The 22,991-nt window shown below is 66.8% G+C and carries 21 protein-coding genes; 15 read left to right on the forward strand and 6 right to left on the reverse strand.

Features of this window, described 5'->3' with window-relative positions:
- The first annotated feature begins 4 nt into the window (after positions 1 to 4).
- The 4 genes from groL to BLU04_RS07925 all read left to right on the forward strand — a co-directional run bounded on the left by groL (position 5) and on the right by BLU04_RS07925 (position 4,812).
- The gene (gene groL / locus BLU04_RS07915; protein ID WP_093284381.1) at positions 5 to 1,630 is read left to right on the forward strand and encodes a chaperonin GroEL; all 1,626 of its coding nucleotides are present in this window, start codon (positions 5 to 7) and stop codon (positions 1,628 to 1,630) included.
- A gap of 99 nt (positions 1,631 to 1,729) precedes the next feature.
- Complete coding sequence (locus BLU04_RS16395; protein WP_157895203.1) at positions 1,730 to 1,957, forward strand: hypothetical protein; 228 nt, start codon at positions 1,730 to 1,732, stop codon at positions 1,955 to 1,957.
- A 92-nt stretch (positions 1,958 to 2,049) separates the two neighbouring features.
- The gene (locus BLU04_RS07920; RefSeq protein WP_093284383.1) at positions 2,050 to 3,168 is read left to right on the forward strand and encodes a serine hydrolase domain-containing protein; all 1,119 of its coding nucleotides are present in this window, start codon (positions 2,050 to 2,052) and stop codon (positions 3,166 to 3,168) included.
- Positions 3,169 to 3,378: 210 nt separating this feature from the next.
- Positions 3,379 to 4,812, forward strand: coding sequence for a DEAD/DEAH box helicase (locus BLU04_RS07925; RefSeq protein WP_093284386.1), 1,434 nt, complete (start codon positions 3,379 to 3,381; stop codon positions 4,810 to 4,812).
- A 72-nt stretch (positions 4,813 to 4,884) separates the two neighbouring features.
- Here the strand turns inward: BLU04_RS07925 and BLU04_RS07930 are convergent, their stop codons facing one another.
- From BLU04_RS07930 to BLU04_RS07945, 4 genes are read right to left on the reverse strand one after another with little or no spacing between them, the layout of a single operon-like run.
- Positions 4,885 to 5,721 carry a DUF2092 domain-containing protein gene (locus BLU04_RS07930; RefSeq protein WP_093284388.1) on the reverse strand — a complete coding sequence of 279 codons (837 nt, stop codon included), beginning with the start codon at positions 5,719 to 5,721 and terminating at the stop codon, positions 4,885 to 4,887.
- 29 nt (positions 5,722 to 5,750) lie between these two features.
- Positions 5,751 to 6,269 carry a hypothetical protein gene (locus tag BLU04_RS07935; protein WP_093284391.1) on the reverse strand — a complete coding sequence of 173 codons (519 nt, stop codon included), beginning with the start codon at positions 6,267 to 6,269 and terminating at the stop codon, positions 5,751 to 5,753.
- A gap of 12 nt (positions 6,270 to 6,281) precedes the next feature.
- Entirely contained in the window at positions 6,282 to 7,322 is a 1,041-nt protein-coding gene (floA, locus tag BLU04_RS07940; protein ID WP_304440556.1) for a flotillin-like protein FloA, read from the reverse strand.
- A 47-nt stretch (positions 7,323 to 7,369) separates the two neighbouring features.
- The gene (locus BLU04_RS07945; protein ID WP_093284394.1) at positions 7,370 to 8,803 is read right to left on the reverse strand and encodes an NfeD family protein; all 1,434 of its coding nucleotides are present in this window, start codon (positions 8,801 to 8,803) and stop codon (positions 7,370 to 7,372) included.
- A gap of 221 nt (positions 8,804 to 9,024) precedes the next feature.
- Here BLU04_RS07945 and BLU04_RS07950 point away from each other — a divergent pair, with 221 nt between their 5' ends.
- From BLU04_RS07950 to rpmG, 4 genes are all read left to right on the forward strand, one after another.
- Positions 9,025 to 10,257: an ABC transporter substrate-binding protein gene (locus BLU04_RS07950; RefSeq protein WP_157895204.1), complete on the forward strand. Its 1,233-nt coding sequence runs from the start codon at positions 9,025 to 9,027 to the stop codon at positions 10,255 to 10,257.
- A gap of 46 nt (positions 10,258 to 10,303) precedes the next feature.
- Positions 10,304 to 11,518, forward strand: coding sequence for an acetylornithine transaminase (locus BLU04_RS07955; RefSeq protein ID WP_093284400.1), 1,215 nt, complete (start codon positions 10,304 to 10,306; stop codon positions 11,516 to 11,518).
- Positions 11,519 to 11,589: 71 nt separating this feature from the next.
- Positions 11,590 to 12,336, forward strand: coding sequence for a hypothetical protein (locus BLU04_RS07960; RefSeq protein ID WP_157895205.1), 747 nt, complete (start codon positions 11,590 to 11,592; stop codon positions 12,334 to 12,336).
- A 66-nt stretch (positions 12,337 to 12,402) separates the two neighbouring features.
- Positions 12,403 to 12,570, forward strand: a complete 168-nt coding sequence (gene rpmG / locus BLU04_RS07965) for a 50S ribosomal protein L33 (protein WP_093284405.1) — start codon at positions 12,403 to 12,405, stop codon at positions 12,568 to 12,570.
- Positions 12,571 to 12,929: 359 nt separating this feature from the next.
- Here rpmG and BLU04_RS07970 read toward each other — a convergent pair whose 3' ends face one another.
- Positions 12,930 to 13,544 carry a superoxide dismutase gene (locus tag BLU04_RS07970; protein WP_093284407.1) on the reverse strand — a complete coding sequence of 205 codons (615 nt, stop codon included), beginning with the start codon at positions 13,542 to 13,544 and terminating at the stop codon, positions 12,930 to 12,932.
- 351 nt (positions 13,545 to 13,895) lie between these two features.
- On the opposite strand from BLU04_RS07970, the gene BLU04_RS07975 reads away from it, so the two are divergent.
- From BLU04_RS07975 to BLU04_RS08005, 7 genes are all read left to right on the forward strand, one after another.
- A complete protein-coding gene (locus BLU04_RS07975) occupies positions 13,896 to 15,317 on the forward strand; it encodes a SpoIIE family protein phosphatase (RefSeq protein WP_093284410.1) in 1,422 nt (473 codons plus the stop codon).
- A 30-nt stretch (positions 15,318 to 15,347) separates the two neighbouring features.
- Positions 15,348 to 16,661 (forward strand): SpoIIE family protein phosphatase, encoded by a 1,314-nt coding sequence (locus tag BLU04_RS07980; protein ID WP_093284412.1) that lies wholly within the window; start codon positions 15,348 to 15,350, stop codon positions 16,659 to 16,661.
- Entirely contained in the window at positions 16,651 to 17,538 is an 888-nt protein-coding gene (locus BLU04_RS07985) for a glutamate--tRNA ligase family protein (protein ID WP_093284415.1), read from the forward strand. Before BLU04_RS07980 ends, BLU04_RS07985 begins: the two co-directional genes overlap by 11 nt.
- Before the next feature lie 240 nt (positions 17,539 to 17,778).
- Positions 17,779 to 18,054 (forward strand): DUF485 domain-containing protein, encoded by a 276-nt coding sequence (locus tag BLU04_RS07990; RefSeq protein ID WP_093284418.1) that lies wholly within the window; start codon positions 17,779 to 17,781, stop codon positions 18,052 to 18,054.
- 64 nt (positions 18,055 to 18,118) lie between these two features.
- Positions 18,119 to 20,137: a cation acetate symporter gene (locus tag BLU04_RS07995; RefSeq protein ID WP_093284421.1), complete on the forward strand. Its 2,019-nt coding sequence runs from the start codon at positions 18,119 to 18,121 to the stop codon at positions 20,135 to 20,137.
- Between the two features lie 28 nt (positions 20,138 to 20,165).
- Positions 20,166 to 21,602 carry a methyl-accepting chemotaxis protein gene (locus BLU04_RS08000; protein ID WP_093284423.1) on the forward strand — a complete coding sequence of 479 codons (1,437 nt, stop codon included), beginning with the start codon at positions 20,166 to 20,168 and terminating at the stop codon, positions 21,600 to 21,602.
- A gap of 50 nt (positions 21,603 to 21,652) precedes the next feature.
- A complete protein-coding gene (locus BLU04_RS08005) occupies positions 21,653 to 21,973 on the forward strand; it encodes a multidrug efflux SMR transporter (protein ID WP_093288541.1) in 321 nt (106 codons plus the stop codon).
- Here BLU04_RS08005 and BLU04_RS08010 read toward each other — a convergent pair.
- Complete coding sequence (locus tag BLU04_RS08010; protein ID WP_093284426.1) at positions 21,957 to 22,991, reverse strand: hypothetical protein; 1,035 nt, start codon at positions 22,989 to 22,991, stop codon at positions 21,957 to 21,959. The genes BLU04_RS08005 and BLU04_RS08010 overlap by 17 nt on opposite strands.

Here is a 22,991-nt window from a genome sequence, read left to right on the forward strand (position 1 = left end):
TACTATGGCAGCCAAACAGCTCCTCTTTGACGAAAAGGCCCGCACGTCGATCCTCCGCGGCGTCGAGCTCCTCGCCCGCGCCGTGAAGGCGACCCTCGGGCCGCGCGGTCGCAACGTCGTGATCGCGAAGAAATTCGGATCGCCCATCATCACCAAGGACGGCGTCACCGTCGCCAAGGAGATCGACCTCGAAGACCCCTACGAGAACATCGGCGCGCAGCTCGTCCGCGAAGTCGCCTCGAAGACCAGCGACATCGCCGGTGACGGCACCACCACGGCGACCGTCCTCGCCGAGGCCATCTACAAGGAAGGCCTGAAGAACGTCGCCGCCGGGTCGAACCCGACGTCGATCAAGCGCGGCATCGACAAGGCCGTCGAGGCCATCGTCGCCGAGCTCTCCCGCATCTCGAAGAAGGTGAAGGACAAGAGCGAGATCCAGCAGGTCGCCACCGTCTCCGCCAACTGGGACACGACGATCGGCGAGATCATCGCCGACGCGCTCGACAAGGTCGGCAAGGACGGCACCGTGACCGTCGAGGAGGCCAAGGGCATCGAGACGACCCTCGAAGTCGTCGAGGGGATGCAGTTCGACAAGGGCTACCTCTCCCCCTACTTCGTCACGAACCAGGACTCCCTGGAAGCCGTGTTCGACGGGGCCTACATCCTCCTTCACGAGAAGAAGATCTCCAGCCTGAAGGACCTCCTTCCCCTCCTCGAGAAGGTCGCCAAGAGCGGCAAGCCTTTCGTCATCGTGGCGGAAGACGTCGAAGGCGAGGCCCTCGCGGCCCTCGTCGTCAACAAGCTCCGCGGCACGCTGCAGGTCGCGGCGGTGAAGGCCCCCGGCTTCGGCGATCGTCGCAAGGCGATCATGGAAGACATCGCCATCCTCACGGGCGGCAAGCTCATCACCGAAGACCTCGGCATCAAGCTCGAGACCGTCGGCCTTGAAGACCTCGGCCGCGCGAAGCGCCTCGTCATCGACAAGGAAAACACCACGATCATCGAAGGCGCCGGCAAGGCCTCCGACATCGCGGGCCGCGTCTCCCAGATCCGCCGCCAGATCGAGGACACCACCAGCGACTACGACAAGGAAAAGCTCCAGGAGCGCCTCGCGAAGCTCGCCGGCGGCGTCGCCGTCATCAACATCGGCGCGGCCACCGAGACCGAGCTGAAGGAAAAGAAGGCCCGCGTCGAAGACGCCCTCCACGCCACCCGCGCGGCGGTCGAGGAAGGGATCGTCCCCGGCGGCGGTGTCGCCCTCATCCGCGCCCAGAAGGCCCTCGACAAGGTCGAGGCGAACGGTGACGAGGCCATCGGCGTCGCCATCATCCGCCGCGCCGTCGAGGCCCCGCTCCGCACGCTCGTCACGAACGGCGGTGGCGAAGGCAACGTGGTCGTGAACGAGGTTCGCAACCGCAAGGGCTCCGAAGGGTACAACGTCGCGACCGGCGAATACGTCGACCTCCTGAAGGCCGGCGTCGTCGACCCGACGAAGGTCACCCGCTCCGCCCTGCAGAACGCGGCCTCGATCGCCGGCCTGCTCCTCACCACGGAAGCCGTCATCACCGACGCCCCCGAGAAGGACAAGCCCGCCGCCCCCGCCCCCCATGGCGGCGGCATGGACTACTAAGCATTAGCTAGTTCCCGCACAGGGCGTCCCGGTTTGCATACCGGGGCGCCCCATGCTAAAGATAAGAAAACCAACCCCCCTCCACATCCCTCCATCCCGATGAGCGAACATTCCTGCGGTTCTGGCTGCGGCTGCGGTCCCAAAATCTCCTCCACTGTGAAACCGAGCGGCGAGAAGACCACCAAATCGGCTCCCTCCATCCAGAACGGCAAAGGCTCCGGCCCCCGCAATATCAGCAAGAAATTCCTCTCGAACTACGAGGGAATCCGCTGGGAATCGGCCGGAAAGAAACGGAAGGAAGGCAGCAAGTTCGTGAAGGTTTACTAAACCGTCACCCTCCCATTTCCCAAACGCCGGATGCGCCCACGCGCTCCGGCGTTTTTTCTTTTCCGCTCCCGACGTTAGGGAAAGATGAGCGGATGAGTTCCTTCGCCACGCTCCTCCAGTCCCGGGTCGATTCGGGCCTTTTCTCCGGTGCCGTCTACCTCGTCGCCGACCGGGAGCGGGTGCTCGAAGTCGTGACGGTCGGCCTCGCCGACATCGCGACCGGCAGGCCGATGGCCGAGGAGACCCTCTTCTGGGTCGCCTCGATGACGAAGCCGGTCACCGGGGCCGCCTTCATGATCCTCGTCGACGAGGGCAAGGTCCAGGTCGACGATCCCGTCTCCCTCTACATCCCCGAGTTCGCCCGTCTCCAGGTCCTCCACGCCGACGGCACCCTCGCCGCCCCGCGCCGCCCGATCCTCGTCCGTGATCTCCTCTGCCACACCAGCGGCCTCCGCTTCCTCAACACGAAGGACAACCACCTCATCGATTCGGTCCCGCTGAAGACCTCGATCGAGCACAACCTCCTCGAGCCGCTGGTGGCCGAGCCGGGGACGACCTACCTCTATTCCAACGAGGGGACCGACACCGCGGGCCGGATCATCGAGATCGTCTCGGGGATACCCTACGAGACCTTCCTCCAGGAACGGCTCTTCACCCCCCTCGGCATGCCCGACACGACGTTCTTCCCCGACGCCGCCCAGCTCGCCCGCCTCGCCAAGACCTACAGCTCCGTCGAGGGCGTCCTGACCGAGAAACCGATCCATTACCTCAGCCACCCCCTCGACCGGCCCGACCGCTATCCCGCCCCCGGCGGCGGCCTCTTCTCGACGGCGCGGGACATGGCCCGCTTCTGCCAGATGCTCGCCAACGGCGGCACCTTCGAGGGAAAGACCTACCTCAGCCCCGAGGCGGTCCGCCAGATGACGGTGAAGCAGACGCCGACCCTCGTGCCGAACGCCTACGGCTTCGCCATCGGCGCGCCGTCGCTCGACGGGAAGGGCTTCGGCCACGGCGGGGCCTATCGCACCGTGATGGGCGTCGATCACGGCCAGGTCCGCGTCTACATGGTCCAGCAGGCCGAGGCCCCGCCCGATCCCGAGATCGGCCCCGCCCTCGATGCCGAGGCGCGCCGCCTCTATCCCGTTTCAGACGGTCCGGCGGCGGCGACCTCCTGGGCTCCCGTGGGGGCGCAGATCGTCGCGCGCCCGTGATGATTTAAGAGAGGCAGGGGGCGGCGCGAGGGTCCGCTTCGCGGCATTGACGATTCCCGTACGACATTTTCCTTCTTGCAGAACCGGCGAATCGTGCGACTCTGACCCGCCGCACTATTCGCCCTGCGCGTCTCCTCGGCCCGTTTCACACGGGCGACGACGCTGGGTATCACAGCGAAATGGAGTGCGGGTTTACCCCACACTGTTCCCATGACCACCCCTCTCGTACCCGTCACCGATGTGACGTTTGCCTCCCTCAAGCTTTGCGAGCCCCTCCAGCAGGCGCTCGCCGAAAAGAACTACATCCACCCCTCGCCGATCCAGGCCGGGGCGATCCCCCACCTCCTCGAAGGCCGCGACCTCGTCGGCATCGCCCAGACCGGGACCGGGAAGACCGCCGCCTTCGCGCTGCCGATCCTCCACCGCCTCGCCGCGAACCCGAAGGTCGCCGGACCGCGCCAGATGCGCGTCCTGATCCTCACGCCGACGCGCGAGCTCGCCACCCAGATCGGCCAGAGCTTCGTCTCCTACGGGAAGCACCTCCGCCTCTCGAAGGCCGTCATCTTCGGCGGCGTCGGCCAGGGGCCGCAGGTCACCGCCCTCCGCCGGGGCCTCGACGTCGTCATCGCGACGCCCGGCCGCCTCCTCGACCTCGTCCAGCAGCGCCACGCCGACCTCTCCCAGGTCGAGGTCTTCGTCCTCGACGAGGCCGACCGGATGCTCGACATGGGCTTCATCCACGACATCCGCAAGATCCTCGCCATCCTCCCCGCCAACGGGAAACGGCAGTCCCTCCTCTTCTCCGCGACGATGCCCGACACCATCCAGGAAATCGCCGCGAAGCTCCTCCACAACCCCGCCCGCGTCGAGGTGACCCCCGTCGCCACCACCGCGGAACGGATCGACCAGCACCTCTGCCAGGTCTCCAAGGACAACAAGCCCCGCCTCCTCGTCCACCTCCTCCAGAAGGAACACACCGAGGGCCTCGTCCTCGTCTTCGTCCGGATGAAGCACGGCGCGAACCGCCTCGTCGACCGCCTCGCCATCGACGGCATCAAGGCCGACGCCATCCACGGGAACAAGTCGCAGGGAGCCCGCCAGCGCGCCCTCGAGAACTTCCGCGACGGCAAGGTCCGCGTCCTCGTGGCGACCGACATCGCCGCCCGCGGCATCGACGTGAAGGGAATCACCCTCGTCGTGAACTACGACCTCCCCGAGGAGCCCGAGTCCTACGTCCACCGCATCGGCCGCACCGCCCGCGCGGGTAAAGAGGGCGTCGCCATCGCCTTCTGCGCCCCCGACGAGCGCGGCCTCCTGCGCGACATCGAGCGGACCATCCGCCAGCCGATCCCCCTCCGCAAGGAACACCCCTTCGCGCCGACCGCCGCCGAAGCCGCGGCTGCCCTCCACGTCCCCGACGCGCCCCGAGGGGGCGGCGGCGGTGGCCGTCGCGGGGGTGGCGGTGGCGGTAACCGTGGCGGCGGTCGCTCCTTCGGTGGTGGTGGCGGCGGTGGCCGCAGCAGCTCCGGCGGCCGTCCCTCGGGCGGCGGCCAGGGCCACTCCGGCCCCCGCAGCTTCTCCCCCCGCTCCAGCAGCGGCGGCGGCGGCCAGCACCGCAGCCCCGGCGGCGCGCGCGGGCGGTAGGCTTGAATGGCACAAAAAAGGACACCCGATGAGGGTGTCCTTTTTTATTGGGGCCGAGCGTTTTTCTGTTTCCTAAGGCCCGTCCTTCTTCACCCACGGTGGGGTTTCGCTCTTCCGCTCGGGCATCGAGAATTCACTCACCGGGACCGCGCCCTCCGGCGGCGTGAAGGTGAATTGCTCCGGCGGTACCGGCTCATTCGTCTTCCAGCCCGAGAAGGCGAAGGTGTAGCTGAACGTCCTCCCGGGCATCATCGAGGAAGTCTCGGCCTGCTGCAGGAGCGGCGCGGCTCCCGAGGTGAACCAGAGGTCGGTGATGGTCTCATTTTCCCCGACCTTGGTCGTGAGGCGCAGGTGATCGCACGGCGTTTCGCCGATCTTCTCGCTCCCGACGTAGGCTCCCGAGGTGTGGCCGGCTACTACCAGGGGGGCGAAGGGGTATTTCGCGAGCAGGGACTCGATGAGCGGGGTGTAGAGCACCACCCGGCCATATTTCAATTTCGTCGACATCGTGAAGAGGTCGCCGACATCAGCGGGCGCGGGGGAGGCGATGTATTCCTTCTTGCCCGGGGCGGGGAAGGGGAAGGCGAAGTAGGCGGTCGCCGTCTTGCCGTCGGAAAGGAGCATGCCCCCCATGATGCCTCCCTGATTCGTCGAGGCGAAGCAGCCGGGGCGGGAGAGGGCGAGATGGAAATCGGCACCGGTTTCCGTCTTCGTCTGCAGCGCCGTGATGCTGTTCTTGAGGACCACGTGCTCCTCGACCTGGAAGGTCTTGAGCCCGGCATAAAAGGCGCTCGCGGCACCAAGGATTTCCGTGCTCTTCGCATCGAGGCCGGAACTCTCGTCGCCGAGGGCTCGGAAGCAGAGGCAGCAGGAGAGGGCCAGACCGAAGATGAGGGGCGAGGATTTCATTTTGGGACGGGGTCTCGCTGTTTATTTGTTCAAGCGTTTCGGAGGGCGAGCGGCGGCTGCAACACCTCGGCGAGGAGGATCGCCCGCCGCGCTTCGGTTCGGTTTCGCAGCACGCTTTGCAGTCGGAGCGTATTCGCCGTGGCGGCCTGGATGGTGACGGCGGTATCGACCGTGATGGAATTGCTGCGCGCCCTCGATTCCGTGCGGTCTTCATCGGCCCGGAGCTGGTCGGCCTGGCGGAGGCGGGCGAGGAGGTTGTGCAGTTCGGCGGCGTCGGGATCGGGGGTTGAGACGGCAACCGGAGCCGGGGCCGGGACTTCCCGGTAGGGAGTCGGCTCGGGTCGGGCCACGACGACGGGCTCGGGCCTCCAGACCGGCTCGGGCTGGGGACGCGGCATCGGCCTTTCCGACTTTTCCGGCCTCGGAGGCCGGGGGGGCGGCGCGGTCGGCGGCTCCCCCTTCCGCATCGAGTTCATCACCTGGGCGATGATCGCCACGACGATGAAGAGGATGCCGACGAGGCTGAATTCGGCGCGTTCGATGGGCATGGATCGGGGAGGTTAGGAGGCGGGATCGGCGGGGCGTTCCTCCCCGGCGATGCTGGTTCGCATCTGAGTGTCGGCCTGGACGTTCTTCATCTTGTAATAATCCATGACGCCGAGGTTCCCGGCGCGGAAGGCCTCGGCCATCGCGAGGGGGACCTGGGCTTCGGCCTCGACGACCTTCGCCCGCATCTCCTGGACGCTGGCGCGCTGTTCCTGCTCGAGGGCGACGGCGGCGGCGCGGCGGACTTCGGCGCGGGCCTGGGCGACGCGCTTGTCGGCCTCGGCCTGCTCGGCCTGGAGCTTCGCGCCGATGTTGTCGGCGACGCTGACGTCGGCGATGTCGATCGAGAGGATCTCGAAGGCGCTGCCCGAGTCGAGGCCCTTCGCCAGAACGGTCTTGGAGATCAGGTCGGGGAATTCGAGGACCTGCTTGTACGATTCGGACGCGCCGATGGTGGCGACGATCCCTTCGCCGACGCGGGCGATGATCGTCTCCTCGGTCGCGCCGCCGACGAAGCGGTCGAGGTTCGTCCGGACGGTGACGCGGGCGCGGACGTTGACGGCGATGCCGTCCTTCGCGACGCCGGCGATGGCGGAGAGGCCGGAGGCGGCGTTCGGGCAGTCGATGACGCGGGGGTTGACGCTGGTGCGGACGGCCTCGAAGACGCTCTTGCCGGAGCCGAGGGTGGCGAGGTCGATGGCGCAGCAGCGGTCGAAGTCGAGGGGGATCCCGGCCTTCGCGGCGGCGATGAGGGCGCGGACGACGGCCTCGATGTTGCCGCCGGAGAGGTAGTGGGTCTCGAGCTGGGCCGTCGTGATCTCGAGGCCGGAGCGGATCGCGGTGATCCGCTGGTTCACGACGAGGGAGGGCGGGATGCTCCGCAGCCGCATCCCGACGAGGTTCATCAGCGAGACGTGGGCGCCGGAGATCCAGGCGCGGACGTAGATGCCGACGAAGTTCACGAGGATGAAGGCGACGAAGAGAGCGACGACGACCAGGACGATGCCGAGGATGATCATCAGGAAGTTGCCGGGATCGATAGTGCTGCTGTTCATGGAGGGGTGGGTTGGTGGGTTGGGGAAGGAAAGAGAAAGAGAAAGGGTTAGGCGGGTTGGACGACGACACGGATGCCCTCGATCCGGGTGACCCGGACGCGGGCGCCCTCGGGGAGGAAGCCGCCGTCGGAGACGACGTCGATGCGGTGGGGGCCGTCCTCCTGCTGGAAGAGGGCGGCGCCGGAGGGGCGGAGGGCGGTGGCGGTCCGCCCGGTGTCGCCGACGCGGACGAGGGCGACGTAGGAGCCGGCGGGGAGGGCGGGGCCGTGGCCGGTCGCAGCCTCCAGGGTCCGGGTGGCGATGCCGCTCTTCAGGACGTAGCGGGTGAGGAGGGCCACGGCGGCCCCCGCCATGATCGTGGCGAAGGCGAGGCGGAGGAGCGCTCCCCGGAGGTCGTGAAGCGAGGGGAAGCCCTGGCCCGGTCCCGCGGTCTGCCCGGCCATCGCCCAGACGAAGGCGAGGAGGAGCAGGAGGAGGCCCGTGGCGACGGGGACGATGAAGCCGGGGAGGAAGAAGATCTCGACGGCGATCAGGACGAGGCCGAGGAGGAAGAGGATGAGGGGCTCGTACCCGCTCAGCCCCGCGACGTAGCTGCCGAGGAAGAACAGGAGAAAGCAGAGCCCCGCCGCGATGCCGAAGAACCAGGTGCCGGGGGCCTTGAATTCGAGGTAGCCGAGGATCATCCCGAGGGTGAGGAGGAGGGGGGCGATCCGGACGAGGAAGCGGGCGAGGGTCTCGAACCCGGTCGGCTTCAGCGTCTCGATGCGGACGTCGGGCCCGGCGAGTTTCCGGGCGAGTTCGCCGAGGGTCGGGACGGTCCCTTCGGAGAGGAGGTTCCTCGGCGGCGTGCCGTAGCGGCGCTCGGCCTCGAGGTTCGTGAGGGTGACGATGCGGCCCTTCGGGACGAGGGTCGCGCCGTCGACGACGAGGCCCCGCTCGCTGTTCACCATGGCGGCGAAGACCTCGGGATTGTGGCCGTGGCGCTCCGCCGTGGCGCGGCCCGTGGCGTCGAAGAAGGAGATGAGCTTCTTCTCGTAGCTCTCCGGGAGCTTCTCCGGGCTGCCGCCGGAGCCGATCATGACGGGGGTCGCCGCGCCGATCACCGAGCCGGGGGCCATGTAGATGCGGCGGGTCGAGGAGGCGATGAAGGCCCCGGCGGAGGCGGCTTTCTTGTCGATGTAGGAGGCGGTGTTCTCCTGGTTGGGGAACGACTCGACGGCGCGGACGATCTCCTCCATCGCGTCGGTGCGGCCTCCGGGGGTGTCGATGCGGAGGAGGAGGTAATCGGCCTGGAGGCGGACGGCCTCCCGGACGCCGCGCCGGACGAGGGCGGAGAGGGAGGGCTCGATCTCATCCTCGATCGGGATGACATAGACGAGCGGCGCGGCGGCGATCTGCGCGAGCGCGAGGAGGGAGAGGAGGGCAGTCCCCAGCCAAGAGAAATGGGGAAGGGAAAGGCGACGGCGAGGAGGCAGACGCATAAGGGTAGCCCATCGTAGCAGGAACCGGGGCGATCCCAAGCGGAAACGGATCGGTGATGCCCTCCACCTGTACAGGGCCTGTCCCCAGTCCCGAAGGGCATCCCCCGCCTCTTCGCGACCCCTTCCTGAATATCGCTCCGCCTCGCTGTAGGCAAAGGCCTACGTCCGAATCAGGGAAAGGCCGATACCGGAGAGGCCGGGTGGGAGGGTACGATGGAACCATGCGAGTTCCCATTTACTCCTTCGTCGCCTTCTTCGGCGGGGCGGCCCTCATTCTTTCGAGCTTCACTCTCGTCGTCCCGCCCGAGCGGGCGCAGGCGAATGCCAATGACAATGCCAATGCGAACGGCGGCGACAGCAGTTCGGAAATTTACATCGGCAGTTCGCTCCCCCTCGGCGGGGCGTTCTCCGCCGTCGGGCAGGAGACGAAGGCGGGGATGGAGGCGGCCTTCCGGGTCGCGAACGAAAAAGGCGGCATCTTCGGCGCCCACCTCAACCTCGTGACGCTCGGCGACGGCTACGATCCCCTGCTCTGCGTCCAGAACACCCTGCAGCTCATCGAGACGAACAAGGTCCTCGCCCTCTGCTCCTACGTCGGCACGCCGACCTCGCTGAAGGCGGCCCCCGTCTGGCAGGGGGCGAAGGTCCCCGTCGTCGGCTTCTACACCGGGGCGCGGGTGTTGCGGGAGCCGTTCAACCGCTACAACATCCATATCCGCCCCTCCTACGAGCAGGAGACGAAGGCCGCCGTCGATGTCTTCGCCGGGAAGTTCCAGGCGAAGACCTTCGCCATCCTCTACCAGGACGATTCCTTCGGCGACGCTGTGAAGACGGCGACCGAAAAGGCCCTCCGGGAACGGGGCCTCGCGCCGGTCGCCTCCGGCACCTTCGTCCGCAATACGCTCCACGTCGAGGAGGCGGTCGACCGCATCGCCGCCGCCGCCCCCGACGTCGTCGTCCTGGCGGGGACCTACGCCCCCCTGGCGCGGGCGATCGACCTGGCGAAGGGGAAGGGCCTCTCCAAGACGATCTTCTACACCGTCTCCTTCGTCGGTCCCGAGGCTCTGGCCGGGGCGCTCGGCTCTGGGGGCGATCACGTCGTCGTCAGCGAGGTGCTCCCGCTCTACACCGACACGAAGCAGCCGATCGTCGCCGCCTACCTCGCCGCCCTCCGGGGCCGGGCTCCCTCCTTCCCCTCCTTCGAGGGGTACCTCAACGCCCGGGTGGTGATCGAGGGGCTGCAGCGGGCCGGAAAGCATCCGACCCATGAATCGCTCATCGACGCCATCGAGACCATCCGCGACAACCAGATCGAGCCCGGCCTCGAGATGGCCTACGGGCCGAACGACCACGAGGGCCTGTCGACCGTCCACCTGATCTCCCTCGACAACGGGAAGTGGAAGGAAATCGAGACCCGCACCATCCCCGACCGGGTCGCCGCCGCAGGGCATTAAATTTTTTATCGCGCCCCGATTTCGACTGCGCGATATTGGCCGGCCTATGTCCCGGACGACCGACCTCTACGATCAGTACATCCTCAACACGGCCAAGCGGTCCTTCACCCTCGTGCGGGGCCAGGGCGTCCGCGTCTGGGACGACGCGGGGCGGGAACTGATCGACTTCGGCACCGGCGTCGCCGTGAACAGCCTCGGCCACGCCCATCCGGCCCTCGTCGAGACCTACGCCACGCAGCCCTCCAAGCTGATCCACTGCTCCAACCTTTACTACAACGAGAACGCCGGGCCGGTGGCCGAGAAGCTCGTCTCCCTCGCCGGTCCGGGGAAGATCTTCTTCGCGAACAGCGGGGCCGAGGCCAACGAGGGCCTCATCAAGCTCGCGCGGCTCCACGGCCACGCCAACCGGGGTGGCGCGTACGAGATCGTCTCGACGACGAATTCCTTCCACGGCCGGACCATGGCGACGATCACCGCCACCGGGCAGGAGAAGATCTACCACGGCTTCGAGCCGCTCCTCCCCGGCGCGGTCCACGTCCCCTTCAACGACATCGAGGCGATGCGGGCCGCCATCGGGCCGAAGACCGCCGCCGTCCTCATCGAGGGCGTCCAGGGCGAAGGCGGCGTCTTCCCCGCCGATCCCGGCTACCTGAAGGAACTGCGGCGGATCACGAAGGAGGCGGGCGTCCTTCTCCTCATGGACGCCGTCCAGTGCGGTTTCTTCCGGACCGGCGCCTTCCAGAGCTTCGAGCGGATCTTCGAGGAGGCGGGCGACGAGAGCGCCGAGGCGAAGGCCTTCCGGCCCGACGCGATCTCGATGGCGAAGTCGCTCGGCGGCGGTTTCCCGATCGGCGCGTTCTGGGTTTCCGACGCCTTCGCGGGGCTCTTCGCCGTCGGCTCCCATAACACGACCTACGGCGGCTCCCCCCTTGGCACCGCCGTGATCGGGACGATCCTCGCCACCATCGAGAAAGACAACCTGGTCCAGAACATCCGGGATCGGGAAGCCGACCTCGTCGGTGGATTGAAGGCCTTGCAGGCGCGGTATCCCGTCATTACCGCCGTCCGGGGACTCGGCGCGATGATCGGCCTGGAACTCGCCGTCGAGCCCGCCGTGGCGATGCCGAAGTTCCACGAGGCGGGGCTGCTCCTCGCCCCCGCAGGATCGAAGACGGTGCGGTACCTCCCCCCCTACATCGTCACCCGCGCCGAGGTCGGCGAGGCGCTGGAGCGGACCGAAACGGCGCTGAAGGGACTGTAGGGGCGTAGGAGGGGGGGCTGCGGAAATGGCTCTTCCCCTCGGGGCGGGTCGTGCTACAAGGCAGGATGGATATGTTGACCCCGCCCGAGGAGGCCCTCCCTCCGCTCTCCTTGAAGGCCGTCTTTGCGGAGAGCTTCCGCGTCGTCGGTTCCTCCTTCCGCACGGCCCCGCAGGTACTCCTGCTGACGCTGTTGGCCGAGGGCATGGTCGATTTATCGTGGCATACGGGGAAACCCCTCCTCGACGGTCTGCAGGCGCTCGTTTTCGGTGCCCTCAGTTTCGTGATGGGCATCGCGATCATCGCCTCCCTTCTCCCCCTGATCCGCAGGGGAGAAAACCGGTGGATTCTCACGTTCAGGCAGTGGGACAAGCTCGCTCGGTTCTGCGGGCTCTTGGCCCTCTTGGCGGTCTTTCTTCTGCTTTGCGGTTTCGGAGGGGTCGTGGTCGGCGTATTGCGAAACCTGTTCCATTGGTCGCCGCTGGTTCTGAAAGGGTTCAGCTTCCTTCTTCTGGCAGGAGTTGTTCTCGTCCCCCTCGTCGTCTGGGGACAATCCTTTTATCTCCTGGTCGATCAGGATCTCGGCGTGTTCGCCTCCCTTCATCACTCGGCGGAGTTGACGCGCGGGGCGCGGGGGACGATCACGGTCTATATGGCGCTCCTGCTCGCCCTCTTGGTCCCTCTTTCGATCTGGGCCAAGCAGAGCGGGTCAATCTGGCTCCATGGACTCGGCTATCTGGGCTCGGCTTTCTTCTGTTTTGCCGGGGCCGTTCTCTACGATCACCTCCTTCGGCGGGCGGCGGCGGCCTCGGTGGAATGAAGCGGGGTCCGTACGTCCCCGTGAAAAGTACTTGCCTCTGAACGATTACTCTCTACTTTCCCTCGAATGCCGCGCGAACACATCACCCTGGAATGCACTGAGGCCAAAGCCGAAGGTAAGCCCGCTTCCCGCTATTTCTCGACGAAGAACAAGAAGCTGACGACGGAAAAGATTGAACTGATGAAGTACAATCCCTTCCTTCGCCGCCACACTCTTCACAAGGAACGGAAGTAAGGTTCCTTTTAGGAGTATTCCTTTTCAAAAAGCGCCATGGTTTTCCATGGCGCTTTTTTTGTGCGTTCTGAGAGCGGGGCGGCCCTTCGGGGCTTGCGGGGTCAACCCTGTACAGGTGGATGTAATCCGCTTTATAGCCCAAGAGGGGCTTTGCCCCTCCTGGAACCTCCCCTTCGGAGGGCCTGAACTAGGCGGACGCGCTTTGGCGGCGCCTTGTCTCCGAACTGGATTAAAATCGGATGGTTCCGGTACGCCCGAGGGTACGGATTGCGGGGGAAGACGGGACCCATGCGCCTCGACTCCTATGGGCATGAAAAAGGCGCTCCGGTTTCCGGAGCGCCTTTTTTAAGTCCGAAGGACTACGCCTTGAGGGCGGCCTCGTAGTACTTGGAGACTTCGCTCCAGTTCACGAGGTTCCAGAAGGCCTTGAGGTAATCGGGGCGGCGGTTCTGGTAGTTCAGGTAGTAGGCGTGTTCCCAGACGTCGACGCCGAAGATCGGGGTCTTGCCGTCGGTGATGGGGCTGTCCTGGTTCGGGGTGGTGACGATCTCGAGCTTGCCGCCGGAGACGACGAGCCAGACCCAGCCGCTGCCGAAACGGCCGAGGCCGCCCGCTTCGATCTTTTCCTTGAACGCGTCGAAGCTGCCGAAGGTGCTGTTGATCGCGTCGGCCAGGGCACCGGTCGGCGCGCCGCCCGCGTTCGGGGCGAGGATGTTCCAGTAGAGCGTGTGGTTCGCATGGCCGCCGCCGTTGTTGCGGATCGGGCCCTGCACGTCGGCGGGGAGGGTGGCGAGGTTCTTCAGGAGCGACTCAAGCGACTGGCTCTCCAGCTCGGGCTTGCCCGCGATGGCCTTGTTCAGATTCGTGACGTAGGTCTGGTGATGCTTGCCGTAGTGGATCTCGACGGTCAGCTTGTCGATGTGGGGTTCGAGGGCGTCCTTCGCGTAGGGAAGGGGGGCGAGTTCAAAGGGCATGGTGGGTATTCCTAATTGGGGGTTGGATAAAGCGTAGGTAAATTTACGGACAAATCCCGTTTAATCAAGTGGCTTTGAAAAAAGGGCCCGATCCCCTCCGTACGGGACGAAGTTTTTACCTTGTTGCCTGGGGGCCGGAACGTTTTAATGGAGCGTCAGCGATTTGGGCTTCGGCCCGATTTCATGAGTGCGAAACCAACCCGAGACCAGAGTAGTTTCCGAGATCCAATTGGAGATCGAATCGAAAATCGATCTGGCAGCCCTCGGGGCTTCCTGCGGCAGGCCGGTTTTTGGGTCGGGACCCATTTCGTTCTATATTAGCCACGAGAACGGAATCCCCGACCTTTCCATATGAGTACCTCTTCCAAGGCCTCTGCTCCCATCCCCACCCCCGCTCCCGTCCCGGGAGCGACGCCCTCCGTCCCCCCGCGGAAGGGAGCCAAGGGCGCGGATCGCGCCGAGGTTCCCTTGGCCGATATCAACCACCAGCTCCTCATGGCGCTGATGGAGATCATCCCCGACCGCATCTATTTCAAAGACCGCGAGAGCCGCTTCGTCGCGGTGAACAAGGCCGTCCTCGAATTCTTCCGCGCCAACACGGCGGGGGAGATCCTCGGCAAGACCGATGCCGACATCTTCCTCCCGGAACACGCCTTGCAGGCGCGGGCCGACGAGTTGAAGGTGATGCAGACCGGCGAGGCGCTGGTCGGCTACGTCGAGAAGGAGGTCTTCCCCGACGGCCGAGTCCGCTACGCCACGACGACGAAGGCACCGCTGCGCGACCACCTCGGCGAGATCATCGGCGTCTGCGGTATCACCCGCGACGTGACCGAGGAGCATGAGCGGGCCGAGAAGCTGAAGGAATACGCCGAGACCCTGGCCGAGAAGCAGGCGCAGATGGAGGGGGAGCTCGAACTCGCCCGGCAGGTCCAGCGCGCCCTCCTTCCCAGCCGCTATCCCGTCTTCCCTCCCATGGCCACGGAGGAGGAAAGCGCCCTCGGCTTTTCCTACCGGTATCAGCCGATGGGGAAGGTCGGCGGCGATTTCTTCACCGTCATCCCGATCGGCTCGCGGCAGGCGGGCGTCTTCATCTGCGACGTGATGGGCCACGGCGTCCACGCGGCCCTCATCACCGCGATGCAGCGGACCCTCGTCGACGACCTCCTCCCCGTGGCGTCGAATCCCGGGGCCTTCCTCGCCGAGGCGAATCGCCTTCTCTATCCCTTCTTCGAGCGGATGAAGACCCCCCTCTACGTCACCGGCCTCTACGCCGTTATCGACGTCGAGACGGGCCGCGTCCGCTTCTCCGCCGCCTCCCACGCCGCCCCCCTCGTCATCGCGAAGGACGGCAAGGTCCGCCTCCTCGGCGCGCCGAAGCGGGTGCCTTCCTCGGTCCCGCTCGGCTTCATGGGGGAATCGACCTACGGCGTCCTCGAGGACGCCGTCGAGCCGGGTGAGCGCCTCTTTTTCTATACCGACGGACTCCGCGACCTCGGCGACGAGGCCGAGATCGGCCTCAATGACGCGATGTTCCTCTCCCTCGTCGAAAAATGCGCCGTCGATGCCGCTTCCGGCCCTGCTTCGACTTCGGCTCCGGTTCCCTCCAAGGGCGGCCCCGCCTTCCTCGACGCCGTCCTGGCAGCGGCGAAGGAAAGCGCCGGGGTCGAGTCGTTCCTCGACGACGTCTGCCTCGTCGAAGTCCTCTTCCGGGGCCATCTCCATTCCGAGGCGGAGAACATCGCGGCGCTCTCCACCGGGCCTTACGGCTTGTAAGGAACTGAAGGGAAGCTGAAGCGTTCGACCATGCCGCCCGCCCCCCTTTCTCCCGCCGTCCGCCCCCCCCTCACGGGGGACGTCTCCCCGCTGGCCGACATCAACCACCAGCTCCTCATGGCGCTGATGGAGATCATCCCGGAACGGATCTATTTCAAGGACCGGGAAAGCCGCTTCATCGCGGCGAACAAGGCCCTCCTCCAATACTTCGGCATGGAGATGGCCTCGCAGCTTCTCGGCAAGACGACGTTCGATATCCTCCAGCACGACGCCGCGCAGAAGACCCGCAACGACGACCTCCGCACCATGGAGAGCGGGGAGCCGATGGTCGGCGACGTCGAGCAGAAGACTTTCCCCGACGGGCGGATGAGCTGGGCCTCGACGACGAAGGCCCCGCTGCGCGACCACCTGGGGGAGATCATCGGCATCTGCGGCATCTCCCGCGACGTGACTGCCGCCCACGAGCAGGCGGAGCGGCTGCAGGAGTACGCCGAGGCCCTCGCCGAGAAGCAGAGCCAGATGGAGGGGGAACTCGAACTCGCGCGGCAGGTCCAGCGGGCCCTCCTCCCCAGCCGCTACCCGCTTTTCCCGCCGACGGCGACGGAGGAGGGGAGCGCCCTCGGCTTCTCCTACCGGTATCAGCCGATGGGGAAGGTCGGCGGTGATTTCTTCACCGTCATCCCGATCGGCTCGCGGCAGGCGGGCGTCTTCATCTGCGACGTGATGGGCCACGGCGTCCACGCGGCCCTCATCACCGCGATGCAGCGGACCCTCGTCGATGACCTCCTCCCCGTCGCCTCCGATCCCGGCGCTTTCCTCTCCGAGGCGAACCGCCGCCTCCATCCCTTCTTCGACCGGATGCGGACCCCGATCTACGTCACCGGCCTCTACGCGACGATCGATTCGGAGACGGGCCGCGTCCGCTTCGCCTCGGCCTCCCATCCGGCCCCCCTCGTCCTCTCGAAGGACGGCGGCGTCCGCCTCCTCGGCTGCCCGCGCAAGGTCCCTTCCTCCGTCCCCCTCGGCTTCATCGACGATTCCTCCTACGTCGTGATCGAGGACACCATCGAGCCGGGCGACCGCCTCCTCTTCTACACCGACGGCCTCCGCGACCTCGGCGACGAGGCCGAGATCGGCCTCAACGACGCGATGTTCCTCTCCCTCGTCGAGAAATGTCCGGCGGGGCCCGGCTTCCTCGACGCCGTCCTCGCGGCAGCGAAGGAGAGCGCCAAGGTCGACACCTTCCTCGACGACGTCTGCCTCGTCGAAGTCGCCTTCCGCGGCCGCCTCCGCCCGGCGCCCGGGGCCGAGGCGATTCTCTCGAGCGGTCCCTATGGATTGTAAGGAAGCGCCCGTCGCGCCCCCCTCCGTACCCTATCGCGGGCGGATCGCCCCGACGCCGACCGGTTTCCTCCACCTCGGCCACGCGGCGACCTTCGGCGCGGCCCACGCGCGGGCCCGCGCCGCCGGAGGGGAGATCGTCCTCCGGCTCGAGGATATCGACCCCCGCCGCTGCCTTCCCCTCTACGCCGAGGCGGCGATGGAGGACCTCCGCTGGCTGGGCCTCCACTGGGACGGGGAACCCCTCTGGCAGAGCCGGAGACGGGAGCGGTACCTCGCCGCCTGGCGGCAACTCCGCGACGGCGGCTGGATCTATCCCTGCACCCGCTCCCGGAAGGAAGTGGCCGAGGCGGCCCCGTTGACCGTCGGCGCCTTCGATCAGGAGGAACCGCTCTTCCCCGCCGCCTGGCGGACCCCCGTCGAGGCCGCCCGCGCGTGGGAAACCCCGGCGGGGGTGAATTGGCGCTTCCGCGTCCCCGACGGGGAGATAGTCGCCTTCGACGACGGCCTCCTCGGAGCCCTCTCTCCCCGGGCCGGGACCGATTTCGGCGACTTCCTCGTCTGGAACCGCGACGACGTCCCGGCCTACGAGCTCGCCGTCGTCGTAGACGACGCGGGCGACGGGATCACCGAGGTCGTCCGGGGGGCCGACCTCCTTCTTTCGACCTCCCGGCAGCTCCTGCTCTACCGCGCCCTCGGCCTCGGCGGGGCGATCCCCGCCTTCCGCCACACGCCGCTGATCCGGGACGCCTCGGGCCGCCGCCTGGCGAAGCGCGACGCCGCCCTCGCCCTCCGCGCCATGCGCGAGGCCGGGGCCACCCCGGAGACGATCTGGGAGCAGATCGACCGGAACGGCCCGTTACCCGGGCAAACGCCTTAGTCCTTTCCCTCGGGAAACGGTTCCCTAGAGAGGAAGGGAGCCCGGCGGGCTCGATTGACTCGGGAGTGACCCTCTTTTATCCTAGTGGAAGTCACTTATTTCTATTGCAATAAACAGCTATTTTGAGGATATTTCGGCAGTAACGCCTGGCACTTGCCGAAAAAGACGGAGCTTTCCTGAGCACGTCTTGAGAGCGCCGGGCCTCGGTCGAAATCCCCAAGGAACCCCCTTCCAAATCTTATGAGCGACTCCGTCTCCCCCTCCGCCGAAATCCACGATCAGGACCCTGGTGAAATCAAGAATGGCCGCCATGCCTTCCTCTTCTTCTTCATCTACCTCGCCCTCTACCTCGGCTTCGTCGGCCTGAGCGCCTTCGATCCCGACGCCCTCGCCTGGAATACCCCCATCGGCGGCCTCAACCTGGCGATCGTCTACGGCATGGTGCTGATCTTCGCGGCGATCGTCCTCGCCTCGCTCTACGCCTTCCTGAACCGCCCGGCGTCCGAGTCGAAGTAAGACCGGAGAAGACTCCCCCCATCCTAAAATCGTTCCCCCCGCCCCCACCCCGATCCCAAGCTCAATGAATACGCCTGTCATCATCTTCTCGATCTTCGTCACCACCGTCCTCCTCCTCTCCTTCTACCTCGGCAGGAAGGCGAAGTCGGCCAAGGGCTACTACGCCGCCCACGGCGAGATCCATTGGTTCGTCAACGGCATCGCCTTCGCGGGCGATTACCTCTCCGCCGCCTCGTTCCTCGGCATCTGCGGCATGATCGCCCTCTTCGGTTACGACGGGTTCCTCTACTCGATCGGCTTCCTCGCCGGCTGGGTCGTCGCGATCTTCCTGATCGCGGAGCCGATCAAGCGGCTCGGCAAGTTCACCTTCGCCGACGCGCTCGACTCGAAGTTCAACTCCCGCGGCATCAAGCTCTCCGTCGCCATCGGCACCCTCGTCATCTCGATCGCCTACCTCATCCCCCAGATGGTCGGCGCCGGGGCGCTGATCAAGCCCCTCCTCGGCATCGACGACAACTACGGCATCATCATCGTCGGCCTCCTCGTCACGATCATCGTCACCACCGCCGGGATGGTCTCGACGACCTGGGTCCAGTTCATCAAGGGCTCCCTCCTCGTCTTCTTCTGCCTCATCCTCGTCGGCCTCATCCTGGCCCGGGGTCTCAGCGTCCGCGAGCTCGCCACGATCCCGATCCCCGTTCCCGCCGAGGTCGCCGCGCCTGCCGCTCCCGCCGCCGCCCCGGCCGAGGCCTCGGCTCCCGCCGCTTCCTCCGCCGCGCTCGAACCGACGCCCGTCGTCGACTCGAGCGTCCCGATCGCCCCCCCCGAGCCGGCCGCGCCCGCCGTCGAGGTTCCCAAGGCGATCACTGCCGGCCCCCTCGCCGGGAAGCCCTACTACGGGCTCTACGACGGCGAGAAGCTCGTCACCCTCTACCGCGTGATCGACCTCCCCGGCAAGGGCAAGGCCCTCGTCGAGGTCCAGACCTCGACCGCCTTCCCGAAGGAAAAGGACAAGAAGCCCCTCCCGAACGTCCTCGGCGGCGGCAAGCCCCTCCACCCGATCAACGGCATCTACTCCCTCCCCGACGGCCAGAAGGAGACCGGCGGCGTCAGCCCCTTCGGCTTCCTCACCACCCTCCAGAAGTCGATCCTCATCCAGTCGGGCAAGGAAGTGATCAAGGACTTCCCGAACGCGAGCGAGGAGACCACCGTCTTCTTCCCGAAGCTCAACTCGGGCGAGAAGCTCCTCCAGCCCGGCACCCACCCGAACTTCAAGGGCATCCACTCCCAGAAGCTCGCCGACAAGCTCGACTTCATCTCCTTCATGCTCGCCCTCTTCGCCGGGACGGCCTCGCTCCCCCACATCCTCATCCGCTACTACACGGTGAAGGACGCGGCGGCGGCGCGGAAGTCGACCGTCGTCGGCATCGGCGCGATCGGCATCTTCTACGTCCTCACGCTCTTCCTCGGCCTCGCCGCGCTGAGCTACGGCGTCCTCGACCTCTCCGACGCGGGCGGCAACAAGGCGGCGCCGCTCCTGGCGAAGTCGTTCTCCCCGCTCCTCTTCGCCTTCATCTCGGCGATCGCCTTCACCACCGTGCTGGGGACCGTCTCCGGCCTCATCCTGGCCGGTTCCGGCGCCGTGGCGCACGACCTGATCGAGAACGTCCTGAAGATCCCGATGAGCGACCACCAGAAGGTCTTCGCGGGGAAGATGGCCGCCATCGTCCTCGGCATCATCGCCATGGTCCTCGGCATCGCGTTCAAGCAGATCAACGTCTCCCTCATGGTCGCCTGGGCCTTCAACATCGCCGCCTCGGCCAACCTCCCCTCGCTCCTGATGCTCCTCTTCTGGAAGAAGACGACGAAGCAGGGCATCACCGCCGCCGTCACCGTCGGCACGCTGACCTCGGTCGGCTGGATCCTGATCTCGGACAAGGTCGTGAAGGAAGTCTACAAGATGGACCCCTTCTCCAACCTGCCGATGAACTACCCGGCCCTCGTCACCGTCCCCCTCGGCTTCCTCATCCTGATCGTCGTCTCGCTCCTCACCCAGCCGAAGGCGAAGGCCGACCTCGACTAACCGCCCCGGCCTCCCCCGGGACCGCCCCATGCGGCTGACACGACATCTCACCCTCGGCCTCGGCTCCCGCAATGGAGCCGGGGAGGGGGATTCCGAGTCCCTCGGCAAGACCGTCGCCGACCTCGCGGGGAACCTCGGCCTCCAGCTCGCCGACATCACCGGGGCCGTCGAGACGATCAGCGCCGCCGCCGTCGAGCAGGCCGCCGCCTTCACCCAGCTGAAGGCCGAGAACACCCGGATGGCCGAGGCGACGCGGGAGATCACCGAGGCGGCCACCGAGGCCCGCACGGTGGCGACCGCCTCCGAGTCCCGGATGAACGAGTCCCGCGCCGTCCTCGACGGGGCCGTCACCTCGATCGCCGGGCTGATGGAATCGATCGAGGGCGTCCGGGCCGGGGCCGACCACCTCGGCGCCGCCCTCCAGAACGTCGGCAAGACCGCCGCCAGCATCGAGGGGATCGCCCTCCAGACCCGCCTCCTCGCCCTCAACGCCTCGGTCGAGGCGGCCCGCGCGGGCGCGGCGGGGAGGGGCTTCGCCGTCGTCGCCGACGAGGTCCGGACCCTCGCCCTCCGGAGCTCCGAGGCCGCTGTCCTCATGAGCCGGACCCTCTCCACGCTGACCGAGGAGGTGCACCGCCTCCTGGAGAGCGCCTCCCAGGGCATCGCCCGCGCCGAGACGGCGAGCCGGGAGACCGCGGAACTCCGCCAGACCGTCACCGCGGTCGGCGAGGCCCTTTCGGGCGTCGGCGGGCGGACCCGCCGCATCGCCGACGTCGCCGAGACCGTCGAGCAGAACATCCGCCACCACATCGGGATGGTCGACGGCCTCTCCGCCCGCATCGGGGAGGAGAGCGAGAGCCTCGAGCAGGCCCGCGACCGGCTCCGCGACGTCGTCGGCTTTTCGGAGCGCCTCGTCTCGACCATCGTCGACAGCGGCGTCGAGACGCGGGACACCCCTTTCATCCGCCTCGTTCAGGACGGCGCGCGGAAGATCGGCCACCTCTTCGAAGAGGCGCTCGCCCACGGGGAGATCGCCGAGGCCGACCTTTTCAGCGACCGCTACGAGCCGATCCCCCGGACGAACCCCGCGCAGTTCCTCACCCCCTACGTCACCCTCACCGACCGCCTCCTCCCGGCCCTCCAGGAAAAGATCGCGGCGACCCACGAGCGGATCGCCTTCTGCGCCGCCGTCGACCGGAACGGCTTCCTCCCGACGCACAACGCGAAGTTCTCCCAGCCCCAGGGGGCCGACCCGGCCTGGAACGCCGCCCATTGCCGCAACCGCCGCCTCTTCAACGATCGCGTCGGCCTCGCCTCCGGGCGCAACGTCCGCTCCTTCCTCCTCCAGCACTATCGCCGCGACATGGGCGGCGGCCAGTTCGTCCTCATGAACGACGTCTCCGCGCCGATCACCGTCCGGGGACGCCACTGGGGCGGCCTCCGCATGGGATACCGGGCGGAATAGGTCCGGGCCTTGATCCTTGATATCGCGCCGTCTTGGGCGAGAGTATCGGGATGAAATGGGTCTATCTCGCCTTGGCGATCGGGTTTGAAATCGCCGGCACCACCTGCATGAAGCTCTCCGACGGCTTCAGCAACCTGAAATGGGCGGCCCTCATGGCCCTCTTCTACTCGGGCTGCTTCATCTTCCTCACGTTCACCGTGAAGCGGATGGAGGTCAGCCTTGCCTATGCCATCTGGAGCGGCGTCGGCGTCGCCCTCCTCTCCTGCATCGGCATCTTCTTCTTCAAGGAGAGCTTCAACGCGATGAAGCTCTTCGGCCTCGTCGCGATCATCGTCGGCGTCGTCGCCCTCCGCCTCAGCGGGGCGAAGTAGGGACGGGCGCTTTCTTCAGGGATTCCCTCAGCCCCTCGGCCAGCCGCTCCGTGGCCACGCTCCGGCTCCCGGCCGTGAGGTGGTGGGCGTCGAAGTAGAGGAGCCCCTCCGGGGCGATCGAGAGAAACGGAACGGCATCGGCGGGCAGGCGGGCCAGCTCGGCCCCGGGGAACGGGAGGAGGATGTAGAAGAACCGGGCCTGGGGGAAAGACTCGGCGGGGACTGCGACGCGTTGGGCGACGTGGTAATTCGGCTCGTTGCCGAAGCAGGGCTCGCTCTGCGCCGGATGGCCCTCTCCCGACAGGGAATAGAGCAGCGTCTCCCGCGCCCACGCCCATTCCATGTCGTTTGTTTCCCAGTTCCGGGACTGGGCGGCGAGGAGGAAATGGCGGCGGTAAAAGAAGTAGGGCGGAGCGGTCAGCTTACCCGTCTGTTTCAGATAAAGGCGGGGGAGGAAGCGGTCGAAGAAATAATCCTGATAGAAGCTGAGCCAGACGTTTTCCACGCTCCAGCAGGCTTCCAGAAGGGAGATCGAGGACGAAGCGGGTTCCGGCTGGGGATGAATGTTCCACCCGAAGAGATCAAGGATCACCGTCTTTCCCGCCGCATGGGAGTCGAGGAAGTTGCGGTTGAAGCTTACGTCATCCCCCGTCATCGAGGCATTGAAGCACCGGACGGGCGCACCCGCGGAGGCGGAGAGCTCTTGGCCCAGTTCCCGGGCCGAGAGCCCGAAGGCGGGGTGCGAGGTGCCGACGAGGAGGAGGTCGGCCGCATCGATCTTCTTTCCGAAACCGAGGAGGCCCGAGTGGAGGAGGTAGAAGGCGGCGGAATGACGGCTCGCTCCTCCGGCATACTCGGAGACGTAGGCCTGCCCGGGAACGGGAAGGGGAGGGAGCGGAGTGAGCGCGGGCCGGGCCAGGGCGAAGGCGAGGAAGAGGACCGCCGCCGTCCCGAGGAACGCCGCGACGAAGGGGAGGCGGAAGGCGGTCGGCTCAGGAGGGGAGGGTCGCGGGTCCAT

The organism is Verrucomicrobium sp. GAS474 (assembly GCF_900105685.1).
Taxonomy (GTDB): Bacteria; Verrucomicrobiota; Verrucomicrobiia; order Methylacidiphilales; family GAS474; genus GAS474.